The following is a 12,714-nucleotide window of genomic DNA, read 5'->3' as shown; positions in this document are numbered from 1 at the left end:
TGCGTGAAGCAGCTTGCGTTTTGTATGGTTCTCGTCGTAATGGCCGGTTGCGCGCAATTGCCCGCCAACACGGCGTCGCAGGCGGACAAGCCGCCCGTGACGAGCGACATCGTCAATTTCACGATTCCGCCCGACGCGCTCGGCGCGCGTGATCCGCAGCTGTCGGCCGTGCTCGCGAAGGCGGGCGCCGTGGCCGCTGCGCAAAAGCAACCCACCACGATACTCGTCACGGCGCTCGGCCAGGACTTGCCGTATCTGAACCAGGCGATCTGGCGCGGCGTGCCGTCGCAGCATCCGGCGAAGCTCAGCCTCGAGAACCTGACGGCGGGCGCCAACCAGCCGTACAGCGTGTCGATCAGGCCGACGGCCGCCACGCCATGAAGGGAGACCAGCCGATGATGCGCACCGTCACGCCCGTGGCCCGCCGCGCCGCACTCTTCGCGTTCGTGGGATGGGTCGCGAGCAGCGCGCTCGTGAGCGAAGCCGCGCATGCGGGTCAGCCGGCCCTCGCGGCCACCCTGTCGACGAGCACCTCGACGGCCGCGCCGGCGACGCCCGCCGCCGACAAGGTCTATCCGCCGCTGCCGACGCTCGCCATGCTGCCGCCCGCGTCCGGCGACGACGACGAGCCGCCCGTCGCGCCGAAGCCCACGGCAAAGAAGCGCAAGGTGCGCGCGAGCGTCGACCTGCGTCCTGCCGCCCCCGCCGCGCGTCTCGTCGTGTCCGACGCATCGCGCACCTATCTGCGATCGGTCGACAAGCAGCTCGACCTCGCGCTGGCCCGGTAGTCGATGGCCGGCGCGCACCAGGGAGCGTCCAACGTGTCCTCACACCGACTGTCCGCCGCAGCCCGCTTGCGGCGCCCGCTGAAATGCCTGCTCGGCGCGCTCGCGCTATCGCTCGCGTCGTTGACGTGCACCACGGCCCGCGCCGACGACTGCTTCGAACAGGCTGCCGTCTATCAGGGCGTCAACCCGCTGATTCTGCGCGCGGTCGCGTGGCATGAATCGAAGGGGGACCCGGCGGCCGTCAACCGCAATGCGAACGGCTCGATCGACGTCGGCCAGGCGCAGATCAACTCCGTGCATTTCAGCGACCTGAAACGGCTGGGCATTCCGCACCGCGCGCTCACGGACGCGTGCGTGAACATCTATGTGGCCGCGTGGCTCATCAAGCAGAAGATGGTGAAGTACGGCAACACGTGGCGCGCGATCGGCGCGTATCACTCGGAGTCGCCGAAAGAGCGCGACGCGTACGCGCGCAGCATCCAGAAGATTCTGGTCGCGTGGGGCGAGTTGCCGATCACGCGCTGAAGGGGCTGTTGCGCGTGTTTTTCGCGTCTTTGGCGTCTTTGGCGGCCGTGACCGCCTTCGCCCCTGTTCAAGCATCGTGGGATGCGCCCTTTGAGCGGACTTTGAGCGGCCTTGGAGCGCTCGTTGCGCATCCTTGGAGCGCCCTTTGAACGCCCCCTGCTGCAATCGCTTCGGCTTTCTTTGAGCGACCTCGTAACCCCTCGTTCAGACGCCGCCCTATCGCGTTGCCGTCCGCACGCTCACTTGCGCGACTTCGTGAGCCGGTGCCCGAGTCCGAGATTGGTGGCGATCTGCCACGTATACACGCGCGAGTAGCTGACGCCGAAGCGCGCGCGGATCAGTTCGCGCAGCCGGTTGCTGGTCCACGCATCGGAGGGAAAGCCGTGGATGCCCGCGGGCCCGCTCAGCGCCTGGGCGATCCACTGCATGGCGGCGTCGTCGAGCACCGACGCGCGGCCGCCGACGCTCATCTGTCGCAGCGACTCCAGCCCGCCCTCGTTGACGAGCGCGCGGTACTTGCGCACCGTGTTCTCCGAGATATGCAGCTGCGCGGCGACATCGCTGACAGACGCGCCTTCCATCAGCATCCTGCCGGCGGCAAGGCGGCGTACGACAGTCGGCAAGTCTTCGTTTCGTGCAGGCATGAGCGTTTCTCGCTGACGGTCGGAACACAAAGGCCCGCATTGCCGCATGACGGGACTTGCACTTCGCCAAACGCAAGCCAAAAACCACCAATAGCCGTTTTGTCATCCGTTGTGGCGGGTGTCGATAAAATTTAATGAACATAAAGAAATCATTTAAAGTCTTTATTGCAATTGATTTAACGCAATTCAACAGCGATGCCAGTTCAGTCAACAATTAATATAATCCTCATATTTCAGAATCGCTGGGTTTATTTCTTGTATTTACCGAAATCGTTTGCTAGCATGCAGTAACCGTTACCTACGACGAGTCCGTCAAGCATGACAATCCGCACATTAATAGCGTGCGCCTGCTGCGTGTTCTTAGGAGAACGTCGCATGGCATTACGTCGATCTCAATAGCGAGCCGCCCGTCCGCCGGCCTTGAACAGGCAGCGGCAATAATCCGACTTTTTAATTCACCGCTCTAAATGCGGAATGGATGTGCGCGCCCGGAAAATAATCATCCGCCTCAAACGATATTAACTCACGCTTTATCGGCATAAACGGCGCTTTAGCCGTAATACCAGACAGGCTAATTGCAATACGCATGTCGCGCGGCGTACGCACGCGCGGCGGCACATCACACGCGGAGGAAAAGATGGAAGCGGAAAGGGTTGACCGTATCGTCGTGGCGCTGCGGCGCGCCGCGGAACGTGAGCGGCTCCTCACCTACCAGCGCTTTCACGCAATGTTCGGTGCAAGCGACCCGCTCACGGCCCGCTATGCGGCGCTCGAGCGCGCGATTGCCGCGCTCGGCGAGGTGTCGAGCATCGACTACGGCGTGCTGCTCGCGCTCAGCAATGGCCTGCCAGGCCCCGATTTCTTCCGCCGCTTCCAGAAGCATCGCTACGCCGATTATGTCGCCGTGATGGGGCCGCCCATCCACCGGCAATCGGTCAAGCGCAAGCGCATGCTGGTCGAGGCGGAGCGCCGCCGCGTCTACGACGACGCGCGCAGAAAAGCCACCAGCCAGACGGCGGAAGCGGCCTGATCGGGGTCGCCCAGCCAACCGGTTACACGGCCAACGGACCGTCGGTCCATTCCAACGAGGAGTGTCATATGCAACTTGCAGTTCGCCGCCCGATTCGCATGCTGGCCATCGCCGCGGCCTGCGCCGCGCTGACCGCGCCCGCCGTCGTCGTACGCGCGCAGGACAATCCCGCGCCCTCTTCCGCGCCGAACGCCGTCGGCACGGCTGCCGTTGTCGAAGTGACCGCGCACGTCACGCAAATCAACCCCGATACGAACGAAGTCACGATCCGCGGGCCGCGCGGCGGCACGTCGATCGTCGAAGTCGATCCCGACGTGGGCGACGTGAAGAAGCTCAAGGTCGGCGACGAGGTGCACATCTCGTACAAGGGCGCGCTGCTGCTGTCGGCCGACAAGGTGGACACGAAGGGCGTGCGCTCGCGCACGGAAACGCAATCGACCACGCCCGTGAAAGGCGGCGCCTCGACGCAGACGCAACATGTCGAAGTGGTCGCGACCGTGCAGAAGATCGATCGCAAGAAGCGCGAGGTCACGTTGCGCGGACCGCAACGCACCGTCGTGCTGCAAGTCTCGCCCGAGGTGCCGCTCGACAAGCTCAAGGTCGGCGACAGCGTCCGCGCAACCTACGTGTCCGCGACGGCCGTCCAGGTGACGCGCAACGGCGCGCCGATCCAGTAACGCCGCTCGCCTGCACTCCCGTCCCGCCGCGCAGCCGGGACGGGCCACTTCCGCTCATCGCCACCCTCGCGCCGCCCATCCGATGCCCATCGAACCCTGGAACTCCCCGAAGCGCCGCGCGCGACGCAAGATGATCTGGAGCAAGGCGCACGTCGTGCTGGCCGCGATCGGCACGCTGTCCGCCGTCGCTGGCATCGCCGTCGCGATCAACGGCGGCCTCGAATTCAACCGCACCAAAGTGTTCGTCGGCGTCGGCATCATCGTCGTGTCGACTGTCCTGTACGTGTCGATGCTGTTCGTCGACGACTAGCAGGCGCGCCGCCTCACGCGGCCAGTGTCGCGACGCGGTTGCGCCCCTCGCTTTTCGCCTTGTACATTGCGCGATCGGCTTCGTCGACGAGCGTGCGCCCGAGGCCGTCGAGATCGGCGTCGGGCCGCATCGCGTGCGCGGACACGCCGATCGACACGGTCAGCGGGATGCGTCCGCCGCCGTCGCCGCGCAGTTCGAGTTGCGCGACGGCGGCGCGCATCCGCTCCGCCACGACGAGGGAATCCTTCAGATCGCCCTGCAGCAGCACGGCGAATTCTTCCCCGCCATAACGCGCGATGGTGTCGCCAAGCCGCGTCTGCTTGCGCAGACAAGCGCCCACCAGCGCGAGCGCGCGATCGCCGACGGCGTGGCCATGCGCGTCGTTGATCGGCTTGAAGCTGTCGATATCGATGAACAGGCAACCAAGCGGCAGCCGATACCGCGACGCGCGCGTCGTTTCCTCGCGCAGGCGTTCGTCGAAGTAGCGCCGGTTGGGCAGGCCGGTCAGCGCGTCCGTCGCACCGAGCCGCTCCAGTTGCTCGCGATGCGCGACGTTGTCAAGGCTCGCGGCGGCGATCACCGCGAAGCGCTCAAGCATGTCGGTCGCCATGCCCGCCGCGAAGCGGCTTTCGTTGTCGCTCGCGAAGCACAGATAGCCGCTCACCTGCCCGTTGGCCGCCAGCGGCAGCAACGCGATGCTGGCGGGCCGCGCGTGGTCCGGCTCGCCATCGAACAGCGCGGCGCCCGCCGCCTCGTCGAGCGCGGCGGGCGCGCCGAGCCACGGACGGCCTTGCACACACAACCGCACAGCCGCCTCGCCCATTTCGCGCGCGGTCTTCAAAGGCGACGCGCAAGAACGCAGCGCCATTTCATGCAGCAGCGGCAACGTGTCATTGAGCCACAAGGTCACGCGCTCGAGCCCGAACTCGCGCGGCAGATAGTCGAACAACACCCGGCACAGCGACTGGAAATCCTGCGCGCGGATCAGTTGCAGTTCGACATCCTGAAAGCGGCGCAGCGTGCGTTCGTTGCGTTGCACCGTATCGACGAGCGCGCGAAGGCGGACGGACGGGGGCGTGTGTGTTGTGCTCATGGGGCCGTTGGCCGTTGCAAAAGGGCTCGCAAGAGGGGCCCGACGTCTGGTTATCGGCCGCAAAGCACATGGGCTTGAGGCCGGACGGTTGCAACGGGTGAAACCGGCGCAGCATGCGCCGAACGATCGCTCAGTTGCGCCGGGCGAGCGCCGCTTCGATCTTGCGATCGGTCTTGTATTGGCTCAACGCATACACCGACCAGATCGCCGCCGGCAGCCAGCCGATGATCGTAATCTGCAGCACGAGGCAGATGATTCCCGCAATGGGACGGCCGATCGTGAAGAACTGGAGCCAGGGCAGCAACAGGGCAAGCAACAGACGCATGGGATTTCCTTCTGGGTTGATGAAAAGGGATTGAGCGGATCAAGCGACACGGATCAAGCGACGGCGCGCCGCACATGCACGGCCGTGCCGTAGCACAGCACTTCCGTGACGCCCGTCGCGATTTCGGTCGCATCGTAACGCACGCCGATAACAGCATTCGCGCCGAGCGTCGCCGCTTCGGCCACCATGCGCTCGTACGCGTCCTGCCGAGTGCGCTCGCACAGCGACGTGTAAAGCGAGATGTTGCCGCCGAAAATGGTTTGCAGCCCGGCGCCGATCGAGCCCACCACCGAGCGCGAGCGCACGATGATGCCGCGCACGACACCCAGCGTGCCGTCGACGGTATAGCCCGGTAGTTCGAAGGTCGTGGACACCATGTTTCTTTCGATCATGTCGCTCCCCTGGTTAGTTGAATCGCTGTCTTGAATCGGATCTTCGATGAACATGCGCATGCGCACGCAAGCCTGGCTCAACGCCCCGCTGCCCACAGCAGCGACAAGCCGGACGACACCATCAGCCCGTCGACGACAAGCCTGAACGTGCCGGGACTCATGCGCACGACGATGCGCCGCGCGCAGAACGCGCCCGCCATCAGCGACGAGCCGACGATCAGCCCGTCGAGCACGACGTGCGGCGGCAGCGCGCCGAAGTGGCCGAACGTTGCGACCTTCGCGGCATAGACGGCAAGCGAGCCGGCCGCTTCCGTCGCGAGAAACGCGCCCTTCACGAGACCGTAGCCCATGAATACGGGCACCGTGATCGGACCCGTCGAAACGACGATGCCCGTCAGAAAGCCGACAGGCGCGCCAATCGCCGCGAGGTGCCATGGCAGGAAGCGCAACGAGCGCCGCGCGAGCCAGCGCCGCGCGGGCACCATCGCGACGAAGAACAGGCCGAGCGCGATCTCGACGGCGTGCGGCGCAGTGCGAGCAGCGTGCGCACGCCGAGCGCCGCGCCCGGCACGGCCGTCGCGCAGTAGGCGCCGCACGCGCGCCAGTCGATCTCGCGCCACCACGCGAGCACCTTGCCCAGGTTGCCCATGATCGCCGCGATCGCCATCACGGGCACCGCCTGTTGCGGACCGAACAGCATCACGAGCACGGGCATCAGCAGCATCGACGAACCCGTGCCGATCACGCCGCTCAGCGTGCCCGCCGTGAGCCCGACGGCCAGAACCAACAGATAACCCACGCGCATCCCCGTCCGTTGCGTTGGCGCCATGCTACTGGAAAATGGCGGCGCCTCGCCTGAACGTCTGATTAAACCGCCCGACTTACTTTGAATCGTCAGGGCCGCTGCATCCAAATGCTGCTACAACTCGTATTGAATAGACGTATCGCGTGCGGGTTTCGTCTGCGGATTATCGGCCGACGACGCATGTGTCCAATGCACGACGTGGACTCGAAAGGAAGCGTGATGATGAGCGAAGCCAGCAGGATGTGCGTGGCAGGCGGACTGCTCATCGGCGCGCTCGCGCTCGCCGCGCTCGGGCTGCAGTTCGGTAATCGCGAGTCGGCGGCGAAGGATGCGGGCGGCCGCGCCGACAGCGTGATGCAGGCTGCCGCGCGCCCCGTGATGCCCGACGCGCCCGTCGCTGATCCGCGCAGCGCCGGCATCATGCGTACGCTGCAAGCGGTCCGCGACAGTCTCCAGCGCGGCGATCTCGCTTCCGCGCGCGTGCTGCTCGATGCCGTGCAGACGATCCGCGGCGACGAACCGCAGGCGCTGCTGTTGCAAAACGAACTGGCCGCGCGCGAAACGAAGACGCGCGAAACGAAGACGCGAGATACGGCGGCGCAGACGGCTGCCGATGACCACGGCGCGGCGAACACATCTGCGCACGCGCACGCCTCCATCAAAACGCCTCATGCGCGAGCGAAGTCCGCGCGGCATGAAATGCAAGCACTGGATAAGGACGATGCGGCGCCCGCCTCCGCGCCCCTCCATGTCGAATCGACCAGTGCGACAGATCTTCAGACAGCCGGCGGCCGCGCGGCCGTCGGCGCAGCTGCAGCTCAAACGCACGACGAACGGCAGCCGGTGATCGCAGCGCCGATCCTGAGCGCGGCCGCAACCGCGCAGCCGCCCACGACGTCGACCGCCGCGCCCGCGCCGCAAGTTGCCGAGCCGCCCGCCCCGCCCGCGGTCTCCGCGACAGGCGACGCCCCGAAAACGCGTGCGCAAGTGCGCGACGAACTGAGCCGCGCCCGCAGCAACGGAACGATGTCGCGTTTCGGCAATCCCGACCCGTATGGTCCGGGAGGCGCGCCGGGCCGCAGCGCGCAGCCGTCGGTCCCGACGTGGTGATCGTGCAAAATGGAGGGCCCGCACAGCGGACGGCATAAACAACACCACGCACTGGCATGGGCATGACGGGCGAACCGCGCCTTTGCATACAGGGAACACGATGATTCGCGACCAGGAAACACTGTCCATTCTTCTCGATTCGCTGTCGCGCTTCGTGCGTGAGCGTCTCGTACCCGCCGAAAACGAAGTCGCCGACACGGATGAAATTCCCGCCGACATCGTCGGTGAAATGCGCGAACTCGGTCTGTTCGGCCTGACGATTCCCGAGGAATACGGCGGCCTTGGCCTGACGATGGAAGAAGAAGTGCTCGCCGCCTTCGAGATCGCGAAGACCTCGCCCGCATTCCGCTCGCTGGTCGGCACGAACAACGGCATCGGCTCGCAAGGACTGATCGTCGACGGCACCGACGCGCAAAAGCGCCACTATCTGCCGAAGCTCGCGTCGGGCGAACTGATCGCATCGTTTGCACTGACAGAGCCAGGCTCGGGTTCGGACGCAGCGTCGCTGCGCACGACGGCCGTTCGCGACGGCGATCACTACGTGATCAACGGCACCAAGCGCTTCATCACGAACGCGCCGGAAGCGGGTATCTACACGGTGATGGCGCGCACCAACCCCGACATCAAGGGCGCGGGTGGCATCTCGGCGTTCATCGTCGAAAAGGGCACGCCGGGACTGTCTCTCGGCAAGACCGACAGGAAGATGGGCCAGAAAGGCGCGCATACCTGCGACGTGATCTTCGAGAACTGCCGCGTGAGCGCAGCAAACCTGATTGGCGGCAAAGAAGGCGTCGGCTTCAAGACGGCGATGAAGGTGCTCGACAAGGGCCGCCTGCATATCTCGGCGATCTGCGTCGGCGTAGCAGAGCGGATGCTCGACGACGCGCTGCGTTACGCGATGGAGCGCAAGCAGTTCGGCCAGCCGATCGCCGAGTTCCAGCTGGTTCAGGCCATGCTCGCCGACAGCCGCGCGGAAATCTATGCGGCGCGCTCGATGGTGCTCGATGCCGCGCGACGCCGCGACAACGGACAGGACGTGTCGACGGAGGCATCGTGCTGCAAGCTGTTTGCGTCGGAGATGTGCGGCCGCGTCGCGGATCGCGCGGTGCAGATTCATGGCGGCGCAGGTTATGTGTCCGACTACGCCGTCGAGCGCTTCTATCGCGACGTGCGTCTGTTCCGCATTTACGAAGGCACGACGCAGATCCAGCAACTCGTCATCGCGCGCAACATGATTCGCGACGCGAGCCGCTGAATCCATGCGCAACGCGCGCGCAACTCGCAACTCATTACGCGCAAACAACATACGCACATCACGCGATCGATTGATCTAACTCATACCACTGCGCGAGTCAGCGCTTTTCACATTGCCAGATAAATCATCGCGTCCTACACTGGGTTGTTGACGCATCGCAGCAGAAAGCGCATGCGTCGGGCGCACGCGCGGCGTGTGTCCGTGGCGTGTCATTTGGCCGCATTCATCATCGCGTCACGCGGCTGCCATTTTTATCGCTGATCTTGATCGATGCCGCGCCTCATCGTGAGGCGCGCTGCAGTCTCGCCCTGGTTTCAGGCCGCGCGGTCCATTGCGCCGATGCGCTTCGTGTACGTGTTGCGTACGCGTGATGCATTCGCATGGTGAGCGTGGCGCCGACTCTTTGAGGGAGTTTCAAGCGACCATGAATCAGTCTCTACCGAGCTCCGGTTCGCCCAGCTTTTCTGTTCCGCCAATGCCGCTCGCGTCGTTGCCCGGCAACCTCGTCGCGCAAGGCTACGCGTACGCCGTCGATGCATGGCAGCGCGGCGTGCTGTTCGCCGATGTGATGCGTCAGCGCGGGAACCAGTATCAGGCGCACCTGCAGGAACGCGTGCCCAATGTGCTCGATTTCGGCGCGGACCTCGTCCTCGACGGACGGCTGCTGCCGCGTCCCGTCAACTATGGCCTCGTGCGCATCCCGCCGCCCGACGACCTCGCGCCCGACCGCGATTTCGTCGACGGTCATGATCCCGGCCGGCTGCGGCCGTTCGTGGTCGTCGATCCGCGCGCGGGACATGGGCCGGGCATCGGCGGCTTCAAGCGCGACAGCGAAATCGGCGCCGCATTGCGCGCCGGCCATCCGTGCTATTTCGTCGGCTTCCTGCCCGATCCCGTGCCGGGACAAACGGTCGAAGACGTCATGCACGCGGAAGCCGCGTTCCTCGAAAAAGTGATCGAACTGCATCCCGGCAGTCCCGGCAAGCCTGCTGTGATCGGCAACTGTCAGGCGGGCTGGCAGATCCTGATGACGGCCGCGATGCGCCCCGACCTGTTCGGCCCGATCATCGTCGCGGGCGCGCCCGTGTCGTACTGGCAGGGTTGGCGCGGCAAGAACCCGATGCGCTACTCGGGCGGCATGCTCGGCGGCTCGTGGCTCACGGCGCTCACGGGCGACCTCGGCGACGGACGCTTCGACGGCGCATGGCTCGTGCAGAACTTCGAGAACCTGAACCCCGCCAACACGCTCTGGACCAAGCAGTACAACCTGTACGCGAGCATCGATACGGAGGGGCCGCGCTATCTCGGCTTCGAAAAGTACTGGGGCGGCCATGTGTTCCTGAACGCGGGCGAGATGCAGTACATCGTCGACAATCTGTTCGTCGGCAACCGGCTCGTGAGCGGCGAGATCGTGATGTCCGACGGCGTGCGGCTCGATCTGCGCAACATCCGTTCGCCCATCGTCGTGTTCTGCTCGTACGGCGACAACATCACGCCGCCGCCGCAGGCGCTCGGCTGGATCACGGACCTCTACCGCAGCGACGCCGATCTGACCGGACACGATCAGACCATCGTCTACGCGACGCACGACAGCATCGGCCATCTCGGCATTTTCGTGTCGAGCAGCACGGGGAAAAAAGAGCACCGCGAATTCGTTAGCAATATCGATCTGATCGACATGCTGCCGTCGGGGCTCTACGAAGCGCACATGGGCGCGAAGACGGAAGCGACGGAATACGCGGACCTCGTGCAGGGCCAGTATGTGCTGTCGATTTCGCCGCGCACCCTCGCCGACGTGCGCGACATCGTGCAGCCGGACCCTGAAAGCGACCGGCGCTTCGCGACGGCCGCCTATGTGTCGCAATTCAATCTCGGCCTGTACCGCACCTTCATGCAGCCGTGGGTGCGCGCATGCGTGGCGCCGTGGACAGCCGACTTCGCCAGCAAGCTGCATCCGCTGCGCGTGACCTATGAATCGTGGTCGGATCGCAATCCGTTCGCGTCGTCGGTGGCGCAGGCGGCGCAGAGCGTCGAAGCGGCGCGCGCGCCCGTCGCCGCGGACAATCCGTTCTGGCAGATGCAGACGACCATGTCCAATGCCGTCATTGCATCGCTCGATTTCTATCGCGACATGCGCGACGCCGCCGTCGAGCAGCTTTTCGAAACGGTCTATGGCACGCCGTGGCTGCAGTCGTTCGCGGGCCTGCCGCCGCCCGGCGACACTCAGGCCAACGCCGCGCTGACCGAGCCCGGCGGCACCGAAGAGCGCGAGGCATCGATCGTCGCCGAGCACGAGCGTCTGCGTCACGACATGACGGAAGGCGGCCTGCTCGAAGCGAGCGTGCGCGCACGCTCTACGTGAAGCGCACGCACGGCGAAGCCGACGAACGGCGCTTCAACCTCGCGCGAGAAATGCTGAGCACGCTGTCCGATCAGGGCATTCTGGCGTTCAAGCATGTCTTGCGCGAGCAGGCGGCGCTGCTGCGCCTCGACGCCGACGCCGCGATCGACGCCCTGCCCGGCCTGCTCGCGAGCGCGCCGCCCGACAACATCCGCACGGCCGCGCGCAACATCGACAAGCTCAGCACGATGCTGCCCCTCGACGACCACGAACGCGCCGATCTCGCCCGCGTGCTGACGATTTTCGAATCGGCTTCGAAGAAGAAAACGTCGCGGCGCGCGGAACCCGCGCGTCAGCAGGTCGAATGACACTCGCATGACACTCGCGTCCCGTTGCGCGCGCAGACGGCAACCGTCCGCCGCGCAACGCAGGCACCCGGATCGGTTCATCTACGAGGGCTCATCACATGGAACAGCAGCGGGAACACAAGCGCGATAAATACGAGCGTCTCGTCGCGTTCGCCGCGACGCTTCCGCCGACGCCGACGGCTGTCGCGCATCCGTGCGATCACGATTCGCTGTCGGCTGTCGTCGAAGCCGCGCGCCTGAAACTGATCGCGCCGATCCTCGTCGGTCCGCGCGCGAAGATCGAAGCGGCCGCGCTGGAAGGCAAGCTCGATCTGGACGATCTACCCATCGTCGACGCGCCGCACAGCCACGCCGCCGCCGAGTGCGCCGTGCAGCTCGTGCACGAAGGCCGCGCGCAGGCGCTGATGAAAGGTTCGCTGCATACCGACGAACTCATGGGCGCCGTCGTCGCGCGCACGGGCCTGCGCACGGAACGGCGCGTGAGCCACTGCTTCATCATGGACGTGCCGGGCCACGACGATCCCCTCATCATCACCGATGCGGCCGTCAACATTTCGCCGACGCTCGACGAGAAGCGCGATATCGTGCAGAACGCCATCGACCTCGCACGCGCACTGCGCTTCCCGGACGCGCGCGTCGCGATCCTGTCGGCGATGGAAACGGTCAACTCGAAAGTGCCGTCCACACTCGATGCGGCCGCGCTATGCAAGATGTCCGACCGCGGGCAGATCAAAGGCGGCATTCTCGACGGGCCGCTCGCGCTCGACAACGCGATCAGCGCCGAAGCCGCGAAGATCAAGGGCATCGAGTCGCCCGTCGCGGGCCGCGCGAACGTGCTCGTCGTGCCCGATCTCGAAGCGGGCAACATGCTCGCGAAGAGTCTGACGTTTCTCGCGGGCGCCGATGCCGCGGGCATCGTGCTCGGCGCGAAGGTGCCCATCATTCTCACTAGCCGCGCGGACTCGCTGCTCACACGGCTCGCATCGTGCGCGGTGGCGTCGATGGTGGCGCTCGCGCGGCGCGAGCAACCCTCTTCCGCGATCGTCTGAGG

At 65.5% G+C, this 12,714-nt stretch carries 13 protein-coding genes and 2 pseudogenes; 10 read left to right on the top strand and 5 right to left on the bottom strand.

Annotated features, from left to right (window positions below):
• Positions 1 to 24 precede the first annotated feature (24 nt).
• From H3V53_RS05880 to H3V53_RS05870, 3 genes are read left to right on the top strand one after another with little or no spacing between them, the layout of a single operon-like run.
• On the top strand, positions 25 to 381 hold the full coding sequence (locus H3V53_RS05880; protein WP_054920460.1) for a hypothetical protein: 357 nt from the start codon (positions 25 to 27) through the stop codon (positions 379 to 381).
• Positions 378 to 788 carry a hypothetical protein gene (locus tag H3V53_RS05875; protein ID WP_336597145.1) on the top strand — a complete coding sequence of 137 codons (411 nt, stop codon included), beginning with the start codon at positions 378 to 380 and terminating at the stop codon, positions 786 to 788. Before H3V53_RS05880 ends, H3V53_RS05875 begins: the two co-directional genes overlap by 4 nt.
• 33 nt (positions 789 to 821) lie before the next feature.
• Positions 822 to 1,313, top strand: coding sequence for a lytic transglycosylase domain-containing protein (locus H3V53_RS05870; RefSeq protein ID WP_054920456.1), 492 nt, complete (start codon positions 822 to 824; stop codon positions 1,311 to 1,313).
• A 239-nt stretch (positions 1,314 to 1,552) separates the two neighbouring features.
• On the opposite strand, the gene H3V53_RS05865 is transcribed toward H3V53_RS05870, so the two are convergent.
• On the bottom strand, positions 1,553 to 1,957 hold the full coding sequence (locus H3V53_RS05865) for a helix-turn-helix domain-containing protein (RefSeq protein WP_336597144.1): 405 nt from the start codon (positions 1,955 to 1,957) through the stop codon (positions 1,553 to 1,555).
• Positions 1,958 to 2,594: 637 nt separating this feature from the next.
• On the opposite strand from H3V53_RS05865, the gene H3V53_RS05860 reads away from it, so the two are divergent.
• The 3 genes from H3V53_RS05860 to H3V53_RS05850 all read left to right on the top strand — a co-directional run bounded on the left by H3V53_RS05860 (position 2,595) and on the right by H3V53_RS05850 (position 3,974).
• A complete protein-coding gene (locus H3V53_RS05860) occupies positions 2,595 to 2,987 on the top strand; it encodes a hypothetical protein (protein ID WP_054920455.1) in 393 nt (130 codons plus the stop codon).
• Positions 2,988 to 3,055: 68 nt separating this feature from the next.
• Positions 3,056 to 3,664: a hypothetical protein gene (locus H3V53_RS05855; protein ID WP_336597143.1), complete on the top strand. Its 609-nt coding sequence runs from the start codon at positions 3,056 to 3,058 to the stop codon at positions 3,662 to 3,664.
• Positions 3,665 to 3,746: 82 nt separating this feature from the next.
• The gene (locus tag H3V53_RS05850; protein ID WP_336597142.1) at positions 3,747 to 3,974 is read left to right on the top strand and encodes a DUF2964 family protein; all 228 of its coding nucleotides are present in this window, start codon (positions 3,747 to 3,749) and stop codon (positions 3,972 to 3,974) included.
• A 13-nt stretch (positions 3,975 to 3,987) separates the two neighbouring features.
• On the opposite strand, the gene H3V53_RS05845 is transcribed toward H3V53_RS05850, so the two are convergent.
• From H3V53_RS05845 to H3V53_RS05830, 4 genes and pseudogenes are all read right to left on the bottom strand, one after another.
• Positions 3,988 to 5,067 (bottom strand): GGDEF domain-containing protein, encoded by a 1,080-nt coding sequence (locus H3V53_RS05845; RefSeq protein WP_336597141.1) that lies wholly within the window; start codon positions 5,065 to 5,067, stop codon positions 3,988 to 3,990.
• A gap of 130 nt (positions 5,068 to 5,197) precedes the next feature.
• A complete protein-coding gene (locus H3V53_RS05840) occupies positions 5,198 to 5,392 on the bottom strand; it encodes a YqaE/Pmp3 family membrane protein (protein ID WP_054920442.1) in 195 nt (64 codons plus the stop codon).
• A gap of 53 nt (positions 5,393 to 5,445) precedes the next feature.
• On the bottom strand, positions 5,446 to 5,784 hold the full coding sequence (locus tag H3V53_RS05835) for a YbjQ family protein (protein ID WP_336597140.1): 339 nt from the start codon (positions 5,782 to 5,784) through the stop codon (positions 5,446 to 5,448).
• 77 nt (positions 5,785 to 5,861) lie between these two features.
• Positions 5,862 to 6,583 (bottom strand): annotated as a pseudogene (locus tag H3V53_RS05830) (sulfite exporter TauE/SafE family protein).
• A gap of 225 nt (positions 6,584 to 6,808) precedes the next feature.
• Between H3V53_RS05830 and H3V53_RS05825 the strand changes: the two are divergent.
• The 4 genes and pseudogenes from H3V53_RS05825 (at position 6,809) to H3V53_RS05810 (ending at position 12,712) form a co-directional block, all read left to right on the top strand.
• Positions 6,809 to 7,699, top strand: a complete 891-nt coding sequence (locus H3V53_RS05825; RefSeq protein WP_336597139.1) for a hypothetical protein — start codon at positions 6,809 to 6,811, stop codon at positions 7,697 to 7,699.
• 100 nt (positions 7,700 to 7,799) lie between these two features.
• Positions 7,800 to 8,954 carry an acyl-CoA dehydrogenase family protein gene (locus H3V53_RS05820; RefSeq protein WP_336597138.1) on the top strand — a complete coding sequence of 385 codons (1,155 nt, stop codon included), beginning with the start codon at positions 7,800 to 7,802 and terminating at the stop codon, positions 8,952 to 8,954.
• A 424-nt stretch (positions 8,955 to 9,378) separates the two neighbouring features.
• Positions 9,379 to 11,663 (top strand): annotated as a pseudogene (locus H3V53_RS05815) (DUF3141 domain-containing protein).
• A gap of 98 nt (positions 11,664 to 11,761) precedes the next feature.
• Positions 11,762 to 12,712, top strand: a complete 951-nt coding sequence (locus H3V53_RS05810) for a phosphate acetyltransferase (RefSeq protein WP_336597137.1) — start codon at positions 11,762 to 11,764, stop codon at positions 12,710 to 12,712.
• The last annotated feature ends 2 nt before the right edge of the window (positions 12,713 to 12,714 follow it).

Source organism: Paraburkholderia bengalensis (assembly GCF_037126505.1).
In the GTDB taxonomy this organism is placed as follows: Bacteria; Pseudomonadota; Gammaproteobacteria; order Burkholderiales; family Burkholderiaceae; genus Paraburkholderia; species Paraburkholderia bengalensis.
This window is presented reverse-complemented; position numbering and strand designations above follow the sequence as displayed.

Excerpts from the sequence above, each read along its gene's own strand:
- H3V53_RS05875 (WP_336597145.1), top strand. The coding sequence starts at position 378 with ATGAAGGGAGACCAGCCGATGATGCGCACCGTCACGCCCGTGGCCCGC.
- H3V53_RS05820 (WP_336597138.1), top strand. The coding sequence starts at position 7,800 with ATGATTCGCGACCAGGAAACACTGTCCATTCTTCTCGATTCGCTGTCG.
- H3V53_RS05860 (WP_054920455.1), top strand. The coding sequence starts at position 2,595 with ATGGAAGCGGAAAGGGTTGACCGTATCGTCGTGGCGCTGCGGCGCGCC.
- H3V53_RS05825 (WP_336597139.1), top strand. The coding sequence starts at position 6,809 with ATGATGAGCGAAGCCAGCAGGATGTGCGTGGCAGGCGGACTGCTCATC.
- H3V53_RS05865 (WP_336597144.1), bottom strand. The coding sequence starts at position 1,957 with ATGCCTGCACGAAACGAAGACTTGCCGACTGTCGTACGCCGCCTTGCC.
- H3V53_RS05850 (WP_336597142.1), top strand. The coding sequence starts at position 3,747 with ATGCCCATCGAACCCTGGAACTCCCCGAAGCGCCGCGCGCGACGCAAG.
- H3V53_RS05835 (WP_336597140.1), bottom strand. The coding sequence starts at position 5,784 with ATGATCGAAAGAAACATGGTGTCCACGACCTTCGAACTACCGGGCTAT.
- H3V53_RS05855 (WP_336597143.1), top strand. The coding sequence starts at position 3,056 with ATGCAACTTGCAGTTCGCCGCCCGATTCGCATGCTGGCCATCGCCGCG.
- H3V53_RS05880 (WP_054920460.1), top strand. The coding sequence starts at position 25 with ATGGTTCTCGTCGTAATGGCCGGTTGCGCGCAATTGCCCGCCAACACG.
- H3V53_RS05810 (WP_336597137.1), top strand. The coding sequence starts at position 11,762 with ATGGAACAGCAGCGGGAACACAAGCGCGATAAATACGAGCGTCTCGTC.
- H3V53_RS05845 (WP_336597141.1), bottom strand. The coding sequence starts at position 5,067 with ATGAGCACAACACACACGCCCCCGTCCGTCCGCCTTCGCGCGCTCGTC.
- H3V53_RS05840 (WP_054920442.1), bottom strand. The coding sequence starts at position 5,392 with ATGCGTCTGTTGCTTGCCCTGTTGCTGCCCTGGCTCCAGTTCTTCACG.